Here is an 18,416-nt window from a genome sequence, read left to right on the forward strand (position 1 = left end):
GAGATTTGAACCACAGAGGCACAGAGGGCACAGAGGAAGAGAAAGAGAGAGATAGTCAGAGAGAGAGAGAACAGCTCGTCATCATCTCTCTTCTCTTTCTCTCTCCCTCTGTGCCCTCTGTGCCCTCTGTGGTTAATTTCTTCTCTTTCTAATCGATCACCGCGTCACCACGCTACGGCCGCGGCGGCCACGTCATCCGCTGCTCTGCCGCGACGGCGGGCGAGCGGTGGATGACAGGGGACGACGCGAAGGACGCAGCCGCAGGGCCGCCGGCCGCGGCGCGCTTCGGCCACCAGTCCATGCTGAGGTGGATGTGGTGATGGTGATAGGGCCACCCCGAGCCGTAGGCCATCCGGTCCGAGAAGCTCGCGAGCTCGGCGTCGGTGATCCTCCGCGGATCGCGCGCCGGAAGGGCGTTCAGCCTGGTCGCCGTCTTCGAGAGGAACGGCGCGATGATCTTGTCCACGCCGATGACGCGCGTGCGGGGCGAGCGGAACAGCCTGGCCATGAAGAACGCCTGGCGCTCGAGATCGACGATGTGATCTCGCTTCGCCGCCGAGGAGCAGTACCCGTCCTCGTGCTTCGACCCGTCTCCGCAGATGATCTCTCCGTCGTTCGAGCCGTCCGTCTGGAAATACGCGATGTCGATGTTGCCGCCCTGATCGTGCGTCGACTCGGGGTGGCGCGGATCGCCGATGTCGTACCCGGGCGTGACGCCGTTGATCTGGCAGACGTCGATCAGCGAGAGCGGCGTCGTGCCGGGGAACGCGCCCAGCGTCTCCGACAGCGCGTCGCGGACGAGCATGATGAGCTCGCGCCGAGCAAAGCGGTAGTTGCCGAAGGTCTCCCAGACATAACCGCCGCCGACGACCGCATCGTCAGGGTCGGGGAACGGGAACGGCAAGAGCCCGCTGCCGCCGTCGCCGAAGCCGGCGCAGTCGTCGAACGAGAAGCCGGCGCTCACGCAGCTCGGACCGTCGACGTAAGGATACGAGGTCACGTCGAGCTGATAGGTGTTCTGCGCGCCCTCGTGGCCGACGACCCGGAGGAGGTACTCGGCGCCGCCTCGCTCGGAGTAGAACCCGTACACCTCCGTGTCCGTCTCCTGATCGCGGTACGAGTACGGGTACTGCTCGCCGTAGCGCGACCCGAGCAGCCGGCCCTCGCCGTCATAGGCCACCAGATCGAGGTCCCCCGCGGCGTGGCGGAGCCGGATGCCCACGCGGACGATCGTCCCCTCCGGCACCACGATCCTGAACCAGTCCTCGTCCCCCTCGCACACGGTGAGCTCCTCCGTGACGCCCGCGGGCGCGCTCACCGCGGCCCCCGGAGCGTCGTTGGGCTCGAGCACGTCACCGCCGGAGTCGCAGGCGGACCCGTCCTCGCGGCACACGCCGTCGTCGCACCGCTCGCCCTCCGGACACCACCCGGAGGGGACGTCCGGTGAGCACGCGACGTCGTCGGACACGCACAGCTCCCCGAGGCAGGTCGTGCCCACCGGGCAGGTCGCGGCGGCGTCGCAGCCCGCGAAGCAGGCAGGGCGGCTCGCGCCATCGACGACGTGGCAGACGTAGCCAGGCCGGCAGTCGAGGTCGCTGCCGCAGGTGTTCATGCACACGGGCGCGCCGCCCTCCGCCGCGGGGAAGCAGCCCGCCTCCGGGCCGCACTCGGCGTCGCGCGCGCAGTCGAACGCGAGGCAATAGCCCTCGACCCAGCCGTTCGGCTCCGTCGCGCCCGCGTCGCTGTAGCAGGTCGCGCCGCGCAGCGAGCACTCAGCCGCCGTGTCGCAGGCCGCGCCCACGTCGCCGGCGCCCACCGTGTCCTCCGCGCACGCCGCGCCGCAGGCCGGGTTGCACCCCTCGCCGCGCCGCGGAGAGCACAGGCCATGACGGTTCTCCACGCCCTCGCAGGTCGCGGGATCGTAGACGGGATAACACACCCCCGTGTCCGTCAGGATATCCGTGTTGAAGCAGCGGGATCCGGGCGCGCACCCCTCTTCGCTGTTCGGCGCCGTACAAGGCCCCTCCGCGCGCTGCATGCAGATGCCGAGCAAGCAGAGGGCCCCCGCGTCGCCGCAGTCCGCGTCACAGCTGCAGCTCGCCCCGATCGGCTTGACCTTCGGGCCCGCCGCTTCGCCGCGCAGGCCGCTGTCGATCGGTAACGCCGAGAGCCATGGGCCGTGGTCACACCCTTCCAGAGAGCCCATGAGCGCCGGCACAACCACGAAGAGCCATCGCCATCGTCGTTCCATGTCACCTTGCCTGTCGAGGGGTGCGAGACCGCACGCGGCGAGCGTTCTAGTCCCAGGCGAGGCGCCGTTGGCGATCGAAAAAGAGCAGAGGGTCACGCAGGATACCCTGCGCGATCATATTTCCACCTTCTCAGCGGCGTTGTTTCATCCGCCGGTGGGGGTGCCTACTCGACGAGAGACCGGCTCACGTCCGCCGCGATGAACTCGTCATCATCCTCATCGGGCAGCTTCGTCCCGAGGTGACGCCCCGGCCGAGCGGGGCGCCTACTCGTACTTCTGGCTGACGCGGAACGAGCCGAGCGAGCGCACGCCGGTCGCGTGCTGCTGGAGGAGCGCGAGCGCCTCCTGGAAGGCCGGCTCCCTGGTGCTGCCCTCGCACTCGACGAGGAAGAGGTACTCCTCCGGGCTGTCCGGCAGCGCGCGCGAGACGATGCGCGTGAGGTTGATATGGTGTCTGCCGAGCGCGGACAGCGCCGAGACAAGGGCCCCGGGGCGGTGGTCCAGCCCGAACAGGAGCAGCGTCCGCCCGCCCGAGGGCGGCGGCTCCTCGGCCCGGCCGACGATGAAGAAGCGCGTGATGTTCTCGCCCTTCACCCCGAGCTTCGGCACGAGGACCTCGAGCTTGTAGATGGCCGCCGCGCCCTTGTTGCCGATCGCCCAGGCCTCGCCGTCCTGCGCCGCGCGCTCGACGGCCTCGGCGGTGCTCTCCGCCTCGAGGATCTGCGCGTCAGGGTAGTTCTGGCGCAGCCAGTCGCCGCAGTGCTTGAGCGGGACGAAGTGCGAATAGATGCGCTTCGGCGTCACGCCCCTCCTGCCGAGGAGCGACAGCGTGACGTGCAGCGAGAGCTCCTCGCACACGACCAGCGCCGCGCCGGTGCCCTCGCGGCGGATGAGCTGATCCACGGTGTCGTAGATCGGGCCGCCCACCGCGTTCTCGATCGGCACGACGCCGTAGGTCGCCGCGCCGGCGGCCACGGCGTCGAACACCTCCGAGATGGTGCGCCGGGGCGCGAGGTCCGCGCTCTGCCCGAACCGCCGGGAAGCGACCTCGTGGCTGAACGTCCCGGGCCGCCCGAAGTAGGCGACCAGCGGGCGCGGCGCCGCGGCCTCCCCCGCGCCGCCTGCCGCCTCGTCGCGGCGCGCCGCCCCCGGATCCCCGGCGTCAGTCGACATGGGCGGTGACCGCCTCACCAGGGCCCCTGCAGACCAGCGCGGCGCCGGTCCGCCGGGAGGCCGGCATCCTTCGAGGGAGCGTGTGCATCGAGCGCGGCCTGTCTACCGGCGCGGTGCGGTGGCGTCCAGCGGGGAAAGCGGCCGCATCCGCGCGGGCGAGCCCCGCCCCGGCGCGCCGCGAACGGCCTTGCCCGAGGCGCCCGCGCCCCGCACCGGGAGAGGAACGATCGTTACATCGCCAGCACCATCGTCGAACGGCGCTTTCTCCCACGATTCAGCCTCCATGCGCGCAACACGCGCCGTCGAGGCCACCGCCGACGTCAACCACCTCCACCTACATCATCTCACTCACAAGGCGGAATTCTGCCCGGGATCGCTTCGGCCACGTTTTGCAAGTTTCGTTTCTTGTGATAACGATCGTTACGCGATGCCGGGCACGGGGCATGGAGGCGACGGTGCACAGCCGCCGAACGACAGGGAAAAGGCTTTTTGGCGGATCTTCAACAAGAAAACGATCGTGCTCGTGCGGCGCTGGCTGCGCCTGCTGGGGGTGCCGCGCCGGGATCGCCGGGACGTCGCCCAGAACGTGATGCTCGCGGCACACGAGAGCTTCGGGAACTACGATCCGGCGCGCGGGCCGCCTGACCGCTGGCTGAACAGGATCGCGGTCCACACAGCGTCCCACTACGCAGAGCGCGCGCGGCGCCGGGTGGAGGAGCCGCTGCCGGACGACTTCGAGGCGGAGCTCGACGAGCCATCGGCAGAGGAGCAGATCATCTCGGAGTGCGATCGCCTGTTCGCGCTCTCGGTCCTCCGGGAGATCGACGGAGAGCTCGGCGCGGTCCTCATGGCGCACGACATCGAGGGCATCCCGATGGCGGACTTCGCGAGCCAGTCGGGAATCCCGCTCTCGACGGCCTACAAGCGGCGGACGCGGGCGCTCAGCGCCTTTCAGCTCCTCGCCGCGCAGCGGCTCGCGTCGATGGACGGGATCGAGATCCGGAACGGCGCCCGTCCGGTGGTATCCAGCGTCCCGCCGCCGCTCGTCTCGCTGTCCGCGCTGTCCGCGCGCCCGTGAGCGCTCAGCGGATCATCGCCCGGGGCGCCGGCTCGACGACGAGGGCGCGCCGCTCCGCGACCCGTCCGGCCGCGGCCGGGAGCGCGGCCGGGCGCGATCCGGATCGTCGTTGATGAGCGCGAGGATGGCCTGCTTCTTCGGCGAGTCGTCCGGCTCGATCAGGAGGAAGAGCAGCGCCTCCTGGAGCGCCTCGGGCGCGCGGTCGAAGCGATCGGCGACGACCGCGGAGACCGGGCTCCGCCCGTCGCCGGGAAGGAGGAGTCGAGCATCGCAGTTGAGCCCCTGTGCGATGAGCGCCAGCGCCCCGAGCCCGAGGTCGCGCTCGCCGCGCTCGACCTGCCGCAGGTATGTCGCAGAGAGGCGCGCCTTCTCGGCGAATTCGGCGTAGCTGAGCCCGTGCAGCAGCCGGAGCACGCGAATGGCCCGGCCGACCTCCCTGGGAAGCGTATCGCCCATGACCGGCGCAGCCTATCAACTCCCGCCGCGGCCAGAAAAGGACGATCGCACCTTTCTCTCGACGTCGCGCGGCGCCGCGCGGGCGCGCGCGCACGCCGGTGCGCGTTACTTACTTTAACTGATTCAGCTCCTCCACGAGCGCCCGGGAGTGCGAGTTCTCGCGCTTCTGGAACACCATGTTGGTACGGGAGGACGCGCGGGGCGCGTCGCTTCTGCCCCGCGTCCGGTCTGGGCCCTTGCAACCGCGCAACGCTTTTGTCATTGCTGGCGAGCCATGTACCTCGACGTGCGCTGTCTCGATGGCGAGTCTCGGCCCCTGGAGCCACGGCGAGGGCATCGATGATCCGTCTGGAGCTCTCGGGAGAGCACACCCGGCTGCACTCGACCCTGTGCGGCCAGTGCCCGCAAGGCCCGGCGGGCTGCTGCGTCAGCCCGCCAGAGCTCGACTGGACCGACATCGGCCGCATCGTCTCCCTCGGCGGTCGCGGCTGGCTGCTCGAGCAGATCGCCGCCGGCAACCTGCTGCCCGTGAGCCGCGGGCTCGATCTCCGGCGCATCCGGAAGCGGGAGGAGCGCACGGCCCCGCGGCGCGCGAAGTGCGTCTATCACGGCCCGCGCGGCTGCACCGTCCCCGCCGAGCGGCGGGCCGCGACGTGCAACTACTTCCTCTGCGAGGACGCCTTAGCCGAGCGCGCGGACGGCCGGGCAGACCCGGCCTCCGGCGCGAGCCGCCGGGCGCACGCCCTCCTCCGCGAGGTCTACGGCCGCTGGGACCGGGAGCTCGCCGAGGCGGTCGCCGGCCGGCCGGAAGGGCCGCCGTGGGACGCGGCGTTCCTCGACTGGCTGGGCGCGGAGTTCGAGCGGCTCTCGAGCGCGGGCGAGCTCGCGGCGCTCGCCGCGCCGGGCTAGCGCGCCCAGCGCGGCGCGACGCCGGTCACAGCATCGCGACCGGATCCACGTCGATGATCACCCGCGCGTTCCGGTCGAGGCCGTCCCGCAGGAGCCCGGCCAGCGCCGCGAGCGTCCCCCGGAGCGGGCCGCGCTCGCGCGCGCGGAGGAGCACCCGGAACCGGTACCTCCCCCGCAGGCGCGCGATCGGCGCCGCCGACGGCCCGAGCACCTCGACGCGCCGCGCGAGCCCCTCCGGGCAGGTGCGGGCGTGGGCCGCCAGCTTCGCCGCGGCGCCGCGGCCCACGCCCTCGTCGACAGCGTCGATCCGGAGCAGCGCCAGGCGCGTGGCCGGCGGATAGCCCACCTCCTCGCGATCGCGGATCTCCCGATCGAGGAAGCCGGGCACGTCGTGCGCCGCGGCGAACGCGATCGCCGGGTGCTCGGGGTTGCGCGTCTGGATGAGCACCCGGCCCGGGCGATCGCGCCGGCCCGCGCGCCCCGCCACCTGCACGAGGAGCTGGAAGCCGCGCTCCGCCGCGCGGAAATCGGGCAGCCCCAGCGCGGCGTCGGCGTTCACCACGCCGACCAGGGTCACGTTGGGCAGGTCGTGGCCCTTGGTGACCATCTGCGTGCCGACCAGGATGTCGATCTTGCCCTCGCGCATGCGCGCGAGGATCGCCTGCGACCGGTCCTTGCCCGCGACGTCGCGGTCGAGGCGCGCCACGCGCGCCTCCGGGAACGACGCGGCGATCGTCGCCTCGAGCCGCTCGGTGCCGAGGCCCTCCAGCAAGAGGGTCCGCGAGCCGCACGCCGCGCAGCGCTCCGGCAGCGGCCCCGCGTAGTCGCAGTAATGGCAGCGCAGCCGCCCCCCCTGCGGCCGCTCCTCCAGCGAGCCCGCCCCGGGCGCGCCGGCGGCCGGCGGCGGCGTCGCGGCCGCGCCGGCCGGCGGAGGCGCGCCCGCGCCCGCCGCGATCGCCCCCGCGGGCGCGTCGCGGCGCCGGCCGCGGTGGTACGTCAGCGCGACCGAGCAGGCGTCGCACGTCGTCAGCGTCCCGCACGAGCCGCAGACGACGCTCGGCGCGAAGCCGCGGCGGTTCAGGAACAGGATCGCCTGCTCCTTCGCCGCGAGCGTCTTCTCGAGCGCGCGGTGCAGCGGCAGGGAGATCAGCGGGTCGCCCGACGGGCCGGCGCCGAAGCGGCGGAGATCGACGAGCGTGACCTCGGGGAGGCTGGCCTCGCGGTGCGCGCGGTCCGGCAGGCGCAGCTCGGTGAGCTTGCCGCGGCGCACCAGCGCGACCGACTCGATGGAGGGCGTGGCGGAGCCGAGGACGCACACGGCGCCGGCGCGGTGGGCGCGGAGCAGCGCCATGTCGCGCGCGTGGTAGCGCACGCCCTCCTCCTGCTTGAACGAGCCGTCGTGCTCCTCGTCGACGAGGATGAGGCCGAGGTCCGGCACCGGCGCGAACAGGGCGGAGCGCGCCCCGATGGCGACGCGCACCTTGCCGCCGTGCAGGCTCGACCACATCGCGTGGCGGTCGGCGTCGCTGAGGCCGCTGTGCAGCACGGCGAGCTCGTCGCCGAAGCGGGCGCGGAAGCGCGCGACGAGCTGCGGGGTGAGGGCGATCTCCGGCACCATCACGAGGGCGCCGCGACCCCGCTCGAGGCAGCTCTTGATGGCGCGCAGGTACACCTCCGTCTTGCCGGAGCCGGTCACGCCGAAGAGGAGGAACGCGCTCGGCCCGGCGGGCCGCGGCTCGTGCGGGGCGCCCGCGCGCGGCTCCCCTTCCCCGGCGGCCGCCGCGAGCGCCGCCTCGAGGCGCGCGGCGGCCTCGGCCTGCGCCGCGTTGAGCTCGGGGGGCACGTCGCGCGCCTCGGCGAGGCGGAAGAACGGGTCGCGCGGCGGCTCGCGCTCGTCGAGGGCGACGAGGCCCCGCTCGGCGAGCTTCTTGAGGGCGCTGCGCGCGTTGCCGAAGCGCTCCTCGAGCCGCGCGACCGGCTGCTCGCCGTTCGCCCGGAGCAGCGCGAGCAGGGCGGCGGCCTGCCCGCGGAGCGTGCCGGGCTCCTCGATCGCGTCCGTCGCCCGCGCGAAGGCGACCTTGCGGCCGCCCACCTGCTTGGCCCGGCCGAGGTCGAGGACGCCGTCGAGCTCCCCCTGGGCCTTGAGCGCCCGCACCTGCTCGCGCTCGATCGCCGGCAGCGCCAGGCGGAGCACCTCGCCGATCGGCGCGAAGTAGTAGGCGGCGAGCTCTTGCAGGAACGAGAGCAGCTCGGCCGGCAGCGCCGGGCGCGCGTCGACGAGCGCCGCGAGCGGCTTGATCCTGGACGGATCGATCGCCGTGCTGCGCTCGCTCACCGAGAGCACGACGCCGAGCAGCTTGCGCCGGTGGAACTCGCAGAGCACCCGCGCCCCGGGTCGCACCTCGGCGGCGAGCGCGGCGGGGACCTCGTAGGTGAAGGCCTGCGAGAGCGGGACGGGCACCGCGACGTCGGCGAGGAGGGGCATCGCTCCGGGAGGGCCGCGCGCGGCGCGGCACGGGCGAGATACCAGAGAACGCCGCGCGGGACGAGGAACGACGAGGAACGCACGGCGCGCTCGCGCCGGCGCGCCCCGCAGCGCGGGATAGCGCGGCAAAAAAAAAGCGCCGCCGGGGCCTCGGGGGGGGGGAAGGCCGCGCCGGCAGCGCTGTCAGGACGTAGAGCACCGTCCATGCCATCCGTGATGTTCGCGATCTGGACGTATTTCGCTCCAGATGCGGTGTTTCCCGGTTTCGGATCTGAAATCTCGGCATCCCACCCTTGCAGAAGCGAAGCGCGCCGGCCTGGTCAGGGCGCGCCGCGCGGCGATGGGAACGCCCGAGCCGCTCGCGCGGGGTCCGCTGATTGCTCGTGCGTCGGGTGAGGTTCACCGCTGGACGCCGGCGGCGCGGGCGCAAGGAGCTGTGAATGTGCGCGAGCGACTCGCGCATTCGAGGAGGGAACATGATCGGAACCGCAGTCTTGGGGGGCATCGAAGAGCAGGACTGGATCGACCGGATCGCGAACCCGCTGCAGCGCGGCATCCAGTCCGTCCTCGGGCGAGCGCCCACGGTGGCCAAGGTGCTCCACGGCAAGTTCCTCGGGCACCCGCTGCACCCGGTGCTGGTGACCATCCCCATCGGCGCCTGGTCGTGCGCGCTCGTGCTCGACTTCGCCGGCATCGGCCGGCGCAAGCTCCACCGGGGAGCGGACGCGACCGCGGCGATCGGCCTCGCCGGGGCGGTGGTGGCGGCGGTCGCCGGGCTCGCCGACTGGAGCACGACGCTCGGGCCGGCGAAGCGCATCGGCTTCGTCCACGGCGCCATGAACATGGCGATCGCCGGCCTGTACGGCGCCTCGCTGGCCTCGCGGGCGGTCGGGCTGCGGCCCCTCGGGATCGCGCTCTCGACCGCGGGGTTCGGCCTCGCGGGCGCGAGCGGCTGGCTCGGCGGCGAGCTCATCTATCGTTACGGCGTGGGCGTCAGCAACGACGCGTGCGAGCGGAGGCCGGAGACGCAGATCCCCGTGCCGGAGGCGCCGATCGCCGAGCCCTCGTGAGGGGTCGCTAGCGCGCCGCGAAGTAGCAGCCGGCGATGCAGAGCGCGACCAGGGCGAACAGCAGCGCGCAGTGCAGGAGCAGCGGCGCGAGCGCGCGCTGCGGCGGGAGGGCGACCGGGCGCCGCGCCCTGGCCCACGGAGACGGCGCCGCGGCCAGCGCGGCGGGCTTCGCGGGGGGCGCGCAGGCCGCCGGGGCCACCGGCGCGGCGGCCGCCGCCATCGCGCCCGGCGTGGCGGCCGCCATCGCGCCCGGCGTGGCGGCCGCGGTCGCGACCGGCTCGAGCACCGCGGGCGGACCGAGCTCCAGCGCCCGCACCGCGCGCTCGCGCGCCCGGCGGGCGGCGACCATCTCCGCGCCGAAGTTGTCGCGCAGCCACGCGCCGAAGCGCAGCGGGCTGGCGGTCAGCTCGGCCGCGGTCGCGTACGCGGCGACGTCCCGCAGCATCGCCGCCGCGCTCGGGTAGCGATCGTCGGGCGCCACCGCGAGCGCCCGCGCCACGATCGCGTGGAGCGCCGCCTCCTCCGGGAGCCCGCGCTCCACGAGCGGCGGGATCTCCGCGCGCCGGGCGAGCTCGAGCAGCTCGCCGCGCGCCTCCTCCTTCGAGAGCGACGCGCCGGGGCCCGCGCTGTACATCCGCCGGCCGGCGAGCAGCTCCCAGAGCAGGATGCCCGTCGCGAAGAGGTCGGACCGCGCGTCGAGCGGCTCGCCGCGGGCCTGCTCGGGGCTCATGTAGCCGGCCTTGCCCTGCAGCGCCTCGTCCAGCGTCCCCCCGCTGCGCTCGTGCGCGCGGGCGATGCCGAAGTCGCAGAGCTTGATCTCGCCCTCGAAGCTCAGCAGCACGTTCGACGGCGAGACGTCGCGGTGCACGACGCCCTTGCGGTGGGCGTAGGCGAGCGCCTGCAGCGCCTCGACGATGATCAGCAGCGAGAACGCGACCGGGAGCTTCACCTTCTGGCGCGCGCAGCGGCGGAGCAGCTCGCGCAGGTCGAAGCCCTCGACGTACTCCATGGCGATGAACAGCGCGCCGTCCTCGCGGCCGAGGTCCTCGACCTGCACGACGGACGCGTGCCGCAGCCCCGCGGCGAGCCGGGCCTCGCTCGCGAGCATCTCCACGAAGCGCGGGTCGTGCGCGAACCTGGGGGCGACCTCCTTGATGGCGACGAGGCGCGCGGCGCCGAGGTCGGTGCGCACCCGCGCCAGGTAGAGGTCGGCCATCCCTCCCTGGCCGATGTGGTCGAAGAGCGTGTAGCGGCCCAGGCGGCACGGCAGCAGGCGCCCGATCCCCCGCTCGCGCGCCGCCCGACCCCCGCCGGACGGCGAGCCGCAGCGGGCGGGCTCGTCGCGCCCGAGGGCGAGCGGCGGCAGGCCAGAAGGCGGGTACGGGAGCGTGCCTCCGCGACGCACATCGAGGCGATCGATCTGCACGTGCCCTCGTTCGCAGACTTCGCCCGGACGGGCCAACTAAGCGGCCGCCCGACCCCCGGCCCGGACGGCGCCCGGCTCGCGCGGCGCCGGTCCGCGCGGCGCCGGCCCTCGCCGCGCCGCGCCGCGTGCAGCGCGCGCGGCGACGGGCTACATCCGGCGCATGACGTTCAGCGCAGGCTGGGGCCCGTCGTTCGCCGGGTCGTTCATCCGCATCGTCGACGACCGGGGGCGCAAGCACGAGTGGCGGACCCCGCCGCAGCGCATCGTCTCGCTCGTCCCGAGCGACACCTACTCGCTCCTCCGGCTCGGCGCGAAGGGCCGCCTCGTCGGCCGCACCCGCTACTGCGTCGCGCCCGCGGAGGGCGTCGAGGGCATCGAGCCCGTCGGCGGCACCAAGGACGCCGACGTCGACCGGATCATCGCGCTCGACCCCGAGGTCGTCGTCGCGAACCAGGAGGAGAACAGCAAGCGCGACATCGAGCGCCTCGACGCGGCGGGCCTCCGGGTGCTCGTCTCGTTCCCGCGGCGCGTCGCCGACGGCGTCGCGCACCTCGCCCGGCTGGCGCGCCTGCTCGGCCACTCCGCGGCGCCCGCGCGCCCCGCGGCGGCGGCGCCGGAGGACGGCGCCCCGGCCGCGCCGCCGCCGTCGGACGCCGCGCGCGAGCTGGTCGCGACCGCGTACCGCGCCCACGCCGCGGCCGAGGCGCGGCGCCGCGAGCGCCCGCCGGTCCGCGCCTTCATCCCGATCTGGATGGCCCCGCTGATGACCGTGCACGGCGACACGTTCATCTCCGACATGATCGACCTCGCCGGCGCGCAGAACGTCTTCGAGGACCGGCCGCGGCGCTACCCGCTCGCCGCCGACCTCGGCAAGGCGCCGGCGCTCCCGCCCGAGCGCGTCGAGGGCCGCGACCTCCGCTACCCCCGCGTGACCCTCGAGGAGGTGATCGCCCGCGCCCCGGACATCGTGCTGCTGCCCGACGAGCCGCACGCCTTCACCGACGCCGACGCGGCAATATTTCGCTCCCTCGATATCCCCGCCGCCCGCCGCGGCCACGTGATCCGGTGCGATGGCAAGGACCTCATGTGGTATGGGGCGAGGGCGCTCGAGGGGCTCAGTCGGCTCCGCGAGATCATCGACGCCGCCCGTCCCTGATGCAGCGCCATCGTCTGTTCAGGGGGTACGCGGCCGCATTCGAGCCCCGCGCCGCGCCGCGAGCCCCCTCCTCGCCACGCCGCAGTTGGGGTAGGACCGTACGATGACGTGGACACGGGAGACGTTGCGGGCAGAGATCATCCAGCTCCTGGAAGGACACACGGCCGGCGAGGTGAAGATCGAGGAGTCGAGCCATCTGGTCGCCGACCTCAGCCTCGACTCGCTGGGGGTGATGGAGATCGTCGCGGACATGGAGGACAGGTTCGACCTGTCCATCCCCGACGACATGTTGCGCGAGGTCGACACGGTCGCCGACGTCGTCAAGGCCATCGAGCTCAGGCTCAAGAACGAAGGAAGGCTCTCGGGATGACGGCTGTTTGGAAAGCGCGGACGGTCGCTCAGGCGATCGAGGACGCAGCGGCGAGCACGAAGACGGGCTATCGCTTCATCGAGGAGTCGAGCGAAAACGAGCCGTTCTTCACGCACGGCGGCGTCGAGCGGGCGAGCGCGCGCCTCGGCGGCGCGCTCCAGGCGCTCGGGCTCCAGAAGGGAGATCGCGTCGCGTTGATCCTGCCGGACAACGCCGACTTCATCTTCTCCTTCCTGGGCGCGATCCGCGCCGGCGTCGTCCCGGTGCCCATCTACCCGCCGACCGGCCTCGGCAAGCTGACCGGCTACCTCGAGAACACCCTGCACATCGTCGCGAAGAGCGGCGCCAAGGTCCTGCTCACGAGCGCCGAGATCAAGCGCATGCTCGGCACGATCCAGGCGCAGGCGCCGGAGCTCCAGCAGGTCGTGGCGGTGGAGGGCATCCGCGGCTCCCGCGAGGAGCTCAGGCCCGTGAAGGTCGAGCTCGACGACGTGTGCTTCCTCCAGTTCACGAGCGGCTCGACGTCGCGCCCGAAGGGCGTGGTGCTCACGCACGCGAACCTGGCGGCGAACGTGCGGGCGATCGTGGAGCTCGGCCTCGGGGTGCGCGGGTCGGTGGACACCGGCGTGTCGTGGCTGCCGCTCTACCACGACATGGGGCTCATCGGCTTCGTGATCGCGCCGCTCTACTACGTCAACACGGTGTCGTTCCTGCCTCCGCTGCTGTTCCTGAAGCGGCCGGTGCGCTGGCTGGAGACGATCACGCGCCACCGGGGCAACGTGTCGTTCGGCCCGAACTTCGCCTATGCGCTCTGCGTGAAGCGGATCCGGGAGCAGGACATGGCCGGGCTGGATCTGTCGACGTGGCGGGTGGCCGGCTGCGGCGCCGAGCCGATCCGGGCGGACAACCTGCGCGCGTTCGCGGAGAAGTTCGCGCCGGTCGGGTTCGACGAGAAGGCGTTCGTCTGCTCGTACGGGATGGCCGAGAGCACGCTGGCGGTGTCGTTCAGCGCGCTCGGGACCGGGCTGCAGACCGACTCGGTCGACGGCGAGACGCTCTGGAAGGAGGGCAAGGCGGTGCCCGTCCCGGCCGACAGCGACGGCGCGTCGGCGCTCGTGCAGTGCGGGTCGGCGTTCGAGGGGCACGAGATCGCGGTGTTCGCGTCGGACGACGCGGAGAGCGCGCGGCCGCTCGGCGACCGCGAGGTCGGGGAGCTCAGGCTGCGGGGCCCGAGCGTGATGCCCGGCTACTTCAATGATCCGGACATGACGAAGGAGGCGTTCGCGGGCGGGTGGCTGCGGACGGGGGACCTCGGGTATCTCGCGGAGGGCAAGGTCTATATCTGCGGGCGCTCGAAGGAGGTCATCATCGTCAACGGGCGCAACTACTACCCGCAGGACCTCGAGTGGGAGGCGAGCCGCGTCGCCGGGGTGCGGAAGGGCAACGTCATCGCGTTCGGGACGATGAAGCCGCACAACGACCGCGAGCGGGTGGTGATCGCCTTCGAGACGGGGGCGTCGGACGAGCAGGAGAAGCAGGCGCTGAAGGGCGAGGTGCGCCGCGTGGTGCAGCAGGCCATGGGGCTCACGGTCGACGACGTGGTGGCCGTCGGGATGGGCGTGCTGCCGAAGACGTCGAGCGGGAAGCTCCAGCGGAGCAAGACGCGGGAGCTCTACGAGAACGGGGAGCTCCTGATCCGCAGCTCGTCGCGCGACGGGGACCGGCTGGACGCGGCGAAGGAGTTCGCCAAGAGCCAGATCAACTACTTCCGCCACGCGATCTTCCGCGGGCGCGGAGGGTGATCGGGACCGGGGGGGTCCCGGGTGGCGGGGGCGCGCCGATGTAGCGAGCGGGCGAGGCTGGATTCTCGCGAAGGCGTAGCCGCTGGTGCGGAGGGCCGTTATCGTCGGCGGCCGGAGGGCGATCCATGCCTGCCTGGCTCAATCAGCTTCTGCCGATCCTTCTGCTGCTCGCGGCCATCGCGGTCGTCATGCGGCGGCTGCCGAAGATCGACCTCGGACACTCGGCGGAGTTCCGGCGGAGGCGGTTCTTCAACTGGTTTCCGCTCGGGCTCACCTACGCCTTCCTCTACATGGGGCGGTACAACTTCTCCGCCAACGCGTCGGCGCTCGACGCGATGCACCTCGTCAGCAAGCAGGAGTTCGGGAACATCGACGGCTGGGGCTCGGCCGTCTACGGGATCGCCTTCCTGCTGAACGGGCCGCTCACCGACAGGTGGGGCGGGCGCGTCACCATCCTCCTCGCCGCGGGCGGGTCGGCGCTCATGAACGCGCTCATGGGCACGGCGGTCCGCTTCGCCCAGGAGGGCCAGCTCGGACACGACGCGGCCATCACCGCGATGACGGCGCTGTTCGCGGGCAACATGTACTTCCAGAGCTTCGGCGCCGTATCCATCGTCAAGGTGAACGCGCCGTGGTTCCACGTCCGCGAGCGCGGGATGCTCGGCGGCGTCTTCGGTATCCTGATCTCGCTGGGGCTCTACTTCGCGTACGACTGGAGTCGGTTCATCGCGAAGGTCCTGCCGATGCCGTGGGTCTTCCACGTCCCCGCCCTGCTGCTGCTCGGGTTCGCGGCGCTCGACTTCTTCGTCATCCGCGACACGCCAGGCCACGCCGGATTCAAGGACTTCGACACGGCCGACGCCTCGTCGGGCGACACCGGCGAGCAGCTCGGCCCCGTCGAGGTCGCGAGGCGCATGTTCTCGCAAAAGGTCATCTGGATCATCGTCGCCATCGAGTTCTGCAGCGGCTTCCTCCGCAACGCGGTGATGAAGTGGTACCTCATCTTCGCGGACAAGACGGGGCTCAAGGGGTTCGTGTCGACGCACTGGGGCGTGCTCCTCTGCATCGCGGGCATCCTCGGCGGCGTCTTCGCCGGCTTCATCTCCGATCACGTGTTCGAGTCGCGCCGCGGACCGGTGGCCTCGGTGCTGTACGGGGGCCTCGTGCTCGGCGCGGTGATCGTCCTCTTCACGCTGAGCCTCCCCATCGCGGGGTGGACCGTCGTGTTCATGTCCCTCTGCGTGATCGGCGTCCACGGCATGCTCTCCGGGACCGCGAGCATGGATTTCGGCGGAAAGAAGAACGCCGGCGTCGCGACCGGCATCATCGACGGATTCGTCTATCTGGGCACGGCAGCGCAGTCGTTCCTCTACGCGAGCATCCTGCCCTCGGGCGACGCGGCGAAGGACCCGGGAAACTGGATGCCATGGCCCATCGCCATGCTCCCCGTCGCCCTCATCGGCTTCGCGCTGGCGACCCGCGTCTGGAACGCGAGGCCGCAGCGGCACGCAGCGGCCCACTGACGCGCAGCGCAGCAGGCCAGGGCCACACGTTCAAGCGGAGAGCGCCCGGCCGAGTCGCGTCGTCCGACGACGAGCTCGCGGGACCCCTGAGCCGCGCCGTCGCCCCCGCGAGAGACAAATTGGCGTGAAGGACCGCTGCCCCTGGAGGCATCAACCCGTCGAAGCGATCATTTCGGACAGCAGGTGCAAATTGCTCGTGGGGTTCAACGGACGGCCAGCTCGCTCCCCCGAAGATGGGACCATCCCCCACCTGTTCGAGGATCTCGTGCTCCCTCCGGACATCTCTGCCCCGTCCAGCCCAGGGCACCGGGCGCCCCGCAACGTGCTGCTCACCGGGGCGACCGGCTTCATCGGCGCCCATCTCCTGCACGATCTGCTGGGGCTCCGCGACGTGCGCGTGCTCTGCCTCCTCCGCAGCGCCAGCGCGCCGGAGGCCATGAGCCGGGTGCAGGCCAACCTGAGGCACCACGGGCTGTGGGACGAGTCCCTCGCGCCCCGGATCGTCCCGGTGGTGGGCGACCTGAGCCAGCCGGGGCTCGGCCTCTCGCCGGAGGTGCTCGACGGGCTGGCGCAGACGCTCGACACCCTCGTGCACAGCGGCGCGCTGGTGAACCCGCTGAACGACTACGAGGCCCATCGCGCCGCCAACGTGGGAGGCACCGTCGAGCTCCTCCGGCTCGCCGGCCGCGGGCGGTCCAAGACCCTCCATCACCTCTCGACGCTCGGCGTCTTTCCCGAGTCCGCCCGCGCGCGCGCCGCGGGCAAGATCCCCGAGGACGCGGAGCTGTCGGAGGCGTCGCTCCCGACCGACGGTTACAGCCAGTCCAGGTGGGTGGCCGAGAGGCTCCTTTCTCAGGGCCGCAGTCGCGGCATCCCCGTCACCGTCTACCGGCTCGGCGAGGTCATGCCGCACTCGAGCAAGGGTACCCCGAACCCGCGGGGGCTCGCCGACGTGCTGCTGCAGGCCTGCCTCCGGCTGGGCCTGTCCTTCGAGAGCTCCATCCGGCTCGACTATACGCCGGTGGACCACGTGAGCCGTTTCGTCGTCGAGGTGCTGCGCAGCAACGACGCGTGGGGCGGCTGCTTCCACGTGCTCCAGCCGGAGAGCGTCTCCTTCGACGACATCCTGGCGACCTTCGCGCGGCGCGGGCTCGGCCTGCGCAAGGTGCGCTACGACGAGTTCTGGCGGGCCCTGACCGAGAGGGTCGCGCATTATCCGACGGAGAAAGGCCTGGCGAGCCTGGCGGCGCTCTTGCCCGTGCCGCTCGGCGCGGGGGACGACCCCGGGGACAGGCGCGCCGGGGAGGCGCTCGCGGCGCTGTTCACGGACGCGACGCGCCATTACGCCCTGGAGAGGACCACGCAGGCGCTGAACGACCTGGGCCTCCGCTGGCCGCCGGTCGACGCGGGCGTCCTCGGGGCGCGCGCGGAGCACCACCTCGCGGCGCTGCGCCGAGGGCTCGCTGGACAACCCGCCCGCCGCGCGGCAAGGCGCGCGAGGGGCGCTGCCGCGAGGTAGGCGCGTCGCGTCCGGGCGCCCCGAGAGCCCCTGGAGCCTCCGGTCCACGATACCCCGGCTCGACGCGTTCGAGCTCGCAGACGCGCTCCCGTGCGCGCGGCGGGCGGGTCTGCCGCTACAGGATGATCGGCTCGCAGTTCGTGTACTTGAGCGTCGAGATCATGAAGCTCGATCCACCGCTGCGGCGCTCCGCGAAGAAGATGTCGAGCGGGTAGTCCTTCCCGACCTCGAGGCCGAGCTCGTCGGCCATCGCGTCGAGATCGAGGGTGTCGAACATCTGGCCGTGGACCCCGCCCAGATCCATCACGAGCTGGTTGTTGATGAAGACCCAGATGTCGTCATCGCCACCGAAGGTGAAGTCGTCCCCGCCCCTGTACCGGAAGCTCATGTGGAGCTCGAACGTGAAGCCGTAGTTGTGGTCCCTGCCCTGGTTCCCCCAGCCGTCGCCGTCGGCGGGAAAGAACTCCCTGCTGGTGAAGAGACGAAACACGTCATCGCTCACGTTGAGCGGGACGATGAACCGGGTCGAGCGGTTGACCCCCGGGACGTCCCGGAACCATTGATCGAAGGACTCGGGCCCCTCCGTGAACTCCGTCGCGCCCTCGTGGGCGTACACCGGCTTCTGGTCAGGGCCGAGCTCCGCCTCGACGATGCCCGTCAAGCCGGTGCCCTCGAAGCGCTCGAAGTCCGGGTGCCCGCCGGGCGTGCCGTACGCCTTGAAGTCGCGCACCACCCCTTCGAGCCGCGGCGCGCAGCCGGCTTCCCCGCCGCTCGAGGAGGACGCGTCCTGGGTCGATCCGCCGACCGGCGGGAGGCCGCCGCCCAGGCCGGTCCCGGAGGAGCCGCCGCCCGTCCCGGAGGCGTCGCTCGTCCTGCCGATGAACTCGGGGATCGCGGTACACCCGGCGAGCGCGAGCGCCGAGAGAAGGACGGCCAGCGCTGCCCGAGAGCCCTGGAGAAAGGATGCCGTCTGCGGGGCCATGTTCATCGAGATCGCCTCCTGCTCGGTGGATGCGCCATGCCCGCTCTTCCTTTGCTCAATCGTCCACGGCCGCGCTGGCGCTCTATAGCAGATCGGGTCGACTCGCGCCCGCGCGCCGACTCAGGAGCCAGGAGGAGGCCAGTCCGCGAGCACCGCACCCGAGGCGCCGCCGCGCGCAGAGGTCCTGTTCAACAGCGGTGTGTTCCTGCAAGGTCG

Annotated in this window: 14 protein-coding genes; 8 read left to right on the forward strand and 6 right to left on the reverse strand. The window is 72.2% G+C overall.

Going from position 1 to position 18,416, the window contains the following annotated elements; all coding sequences use genetic code 11:
• Positions 1 to 172: 172 nt before the first annotated feature.
• Together WME76_RS33140 and WME76_RS33145 are read right to left on the reverse strand one after the other, a co-directional pair.
• On the reverse strand, positions 173 to 2,251 hold the full coding sequence (locus WME76_RS33140; RefSeq protein WP_437956233.1) for a hypothetical protein: 2,079 nt from the start codon (positions 2,249 to 2,251) through the stop codon (positions 173 to 175).
• A gap of 264 nt (positions 2,252 to 2,515) precedes the next feature.
• Entirely contained in the window at positions 2,516 to 3,424 is a 909-nt protein-coding gene (locus WME76_RS33145) for a prephenate dehydratase (protein WP_437956234.1), read from the reverse strand.
• A 283-nt stretch (positions 3,425 to 3,707) separates the two neighbouring features.
• On the opposite strand from WME76_RS33145, the gene WME76_RS33150 reads away from it, so the two are divergent.
• Positions 3,708 to 4,502, forward strand: coding sequence for an RNA polymerase sigma factor (locus WME76_RS33150; protein WP_437956235.1), 795 nt, complete (start codon positions 3,708 to 3,710; stop codon positions 4,500 to 4,502).
• 12 nt (positions 4,503 to 4,514) lie between these two features.
• On the opposite strand, the gene WME76_RS33155 is transcribed toward WME76_RS33150, so the two are convergent.
• Positions 4,515 to 4,958 carry a helix-turn-helix domain-containing protein gene (locus WME76_RS33155; protein ID WP_433929328.1) on the reverse strand — a complete coding sequence of 148 codons (444 nt, stop codon included), beginning with the start codon at positions 4,956 to 4,958 and terminating at the stop codon, positions 4,515 to 4,517.
• Between the two features lie 339 nt (positions 4,959 to 5,297).
• Here WME76_RS33155 and WME76_RS33160 point away from each other — a divergent pair, with 339 nt between their 5' ends.
• A complete protein-coding gene (locus WME76_RS33160; RefSeq protein ID WP_437956236.1) occupies positions 5,298 to 5,867 on the forward strand; it encodes a hypothetical protein in 570 nt (189 codons plus the stop codon).
• A gap of 25 nt (positions 5,868 to 5,892) precedes the next feature.
• On the opposite strand, the gene priA is transcribed toward WME76_RS33160, so the two are convergent.
• Positions 5,893 to 8,352, reverse strand: coding sequence for a replication restart helicase PriA (gene priA / locus WME76_RS33165; RefSeq protein ID WP_437956237.1), 2,460 nt, complete (start codon positions 8,350 to 8,352; stop codon positions 5,893 to 5,895).
• A 476-nt stretch (positions 8,353 to 8,828) separates the two neighbouring features.
• On the opposite strand from priA, the gene WME76_RS33170 reads away from it, so the two are divergent.
• Entirely contained in the window at positions 8,829 to 9,422 is a 594-nt protein-coding gene (locus WME76_RS33170; RefSeq protein WP_437956238.1) for a DUF2231 domain-containing protein, read from the forward strand.
• Positions 9,423 to 9,429: 7 nt separating this feature from the next.
• Here WME76_RS33170 and WME76_RS33175 read toward each other — a convergent pair whose 3' ends face one another.
• The gene (locus tag WME76_RS33175) at positions 9,430 to 10,848 is read right to left on the reverse strand and encodes a serine/threonine-protein kinase (RefSeq protein WP_437956239.1); all 1,419 of its coding nucleotides are present in this window, start codon (positions 10,846 to 10,848) and stop codon (positions 9,430 to 9,432) included.
• A gap of 160 nt (positions 10,849 to 11,008) precedes the next feature.
• On the opposite strand from WME76_RS33175, the gene WME76_RS33180 reads away from it, so the two are divergent.
• From WME76_RS33180 to WME76_RS33200, 5 genes are all read left to right on the forward strand, one after another.
• Complete coding sequence (locus WME76_RS33180) at positions 11,009 to 12,004, forward strand: helical backbone metal receptor (RefSeq protein WP_437956240.1); 996 nt, start codon at positions 11,009 to 11,011, stop codon at positions 12,002 to 12,004.
• A gap of 103 nt (positions 12,005 to 12,107) precedes the next feature.
• The gene (locus tag WME76_RS33185; protein ID WP_061617553.1) at positions 12,108 to 12,374 is read left to right on the forward strand and encodes an acyl carrier protein; all 267 of its coding nucleotides are present in this window, start codon (positions 12,108 to 12,110) and stop codon (positions 12,372 to 12,374) included.
• Positions 12,371 to 14,176 (forward strand): fatty acyl-AMP ligase, encoded by a 1,806-nt coding sequence (locus WME76_RS33190; protein ID WP_437956241.1) that lies wholly within the window; start codon positions 12,371 to 12,373, stop codon positions 14,174 to 14,176. Before WME76_RS33185 ends, WME76_RS33190 begins: the two co-directional genes overlap by 4 nt.
• A gap of 125 nt (positions 14,177 to 14,301) precedes the next feature.
• The gene (locus WME76_RS33195; RefSeq protein WP_437956242.1) at positions 14,302 to 15,699 is read left to right on the forward strand and encodes an MFS transporter; all 1,398 of its coding nucleotides are present in this window, start codon (positions 14,302 to 14,304) and stop codon (positions 15,697 to 15,699) included.
• Between the two features lie 265 nt (positions 15,700 to 15,964).
• Positions 15,965 to 17,218 (forward strand): thioester reductase domain-containing protein, encoded by a 1,254-nt coding sequence (locus tag WME76_RS33200; RefSeq protein ID WP_437956243.1) that lies wholly within the window; start codon positions 15,965 to 15,967, stop codon positions 17,216 to 17,218.
• 115 nt (positions 17,219 to 17,333) lie between these two features.
• Here WME76_RS33200 and WME76_RS33205 read toward each other — a convergent pair whose 3' ends face one another.
• Positions 17,334 to 18,206 carry a fibro-slime domain-containing protein gene (locus WME76_RS33205; protein WP_437956244.1) on the reverse strand — a complete coding sequence of 291 codons (873 nt, stop codon included), beginning with the start codon at positions 18,204 to 18,206 and terminating at the stop codon, positions 17,334 to 17,336.
• Positions 18,207 to 18,416: the final 210 nt, after the last annotated feature.

It is taken from the genome of Sorangium sp. So ce119, assembly GCF_051524405.1.
GTDB classification, from domain to species: Bacteria; Myxococcota_A; Polyangia; order Polyangiales; family Polyangiaceae; genus Sorangium; species Sorangium cellulosum_G.

What these genes read in the sequence shown, in the direction of transcription:
- WME76_RS33195 (WP_437956242.1), top strand. Translation starts at nt 14,302, where the DNA reads ATGCCTGCCTGGCTCAATCAGCTTCTGCCGATCCTTCTGCTGCTCGCG.
- WME76_RS33145 (WP_437956234.1), bottom strand. Translation starts at nt 3,424, where the DNA reads ATGTCGACTGACGCCGGGGATCCGGGGGCGGCGCGCCGCGACGAGGCG.
- WME76_RS33205 (WP_437956244.1), bottom strand. Translation starts at nt 18,206, where the DNA reads ATGAACATGGCCCCGCAGACGGCATCCTTTCTCCAGGGCTCTCGGGCA.
- WME76_RS33150 (WP_437956235.1), top strand. Translation starts at nt 3,708, where the DNA reads ATGCGCGCAACACGCGCCGTCGAGGCCACCGCCGACGTCAACCACCTC.
- WME76_RS33160 (WP_437956236.1), top strand. Translation starts at nt 5,298, where the DNA reads ATGATCCGTCTGGAGCTCTCGGGAGAGCACACCCGGCTGCACTCGACC.
- WME76_RS33180 (WP_437956240.1), top strand. Translation starts at nt 11,009, where the DNA reads ATGACGTTCAGCGCAGGCTGGGGCCCGTCGTTCGCCGGGTCGTTCATC.
- WME76_RS33170 (WP_437956238.1), top strand. Translation starts at nt 8,829, where the DNA reads ATGATCGGAACCGCAGTCTTGGGGGGCATCGAAGAGCAGGACTGGATC.
- WME76_RS33155 (WP_433929328.1), bottom strand. Translation starts at nt 4,958, where the DNA reads ATGGGCGATACGCTTCCCAGGGAGGTCGGCCGGGCCATTCGCGTGCTC.
- WME76_RS33140 (WP_437956233.1), bottom strand. Translation starts at nt 2,251, where the DNA reads ATGGAACGACGATGGCGATGGCTCTTCGTGGTTGTGCCGGCGCTCATG.
- WME76_RS33190 (WP_437956241.1), top strand. Translation starts at nt 12,371, where the DNA reads ATGACGGCTGTTTGGAAAGCGCGGACGGTCGCTCAGGCGATCGAGGAC.
- WME76_RS33185 (WP_061617553.1), top strand. Translation starts at nt 12,108, where the DNA reads ATGACGTGGACACGGGAGACGTTGCGGGCAGAGATCATCCAGCTCCTG.
- priA (WP_437956237.1), bottom strand. Translation starts at nt 8,352, where the DNA reads ATGCCCCTCCTCGCCGACGTCGCGGTGCCCGTCCCGCTCTCGCAGGCC.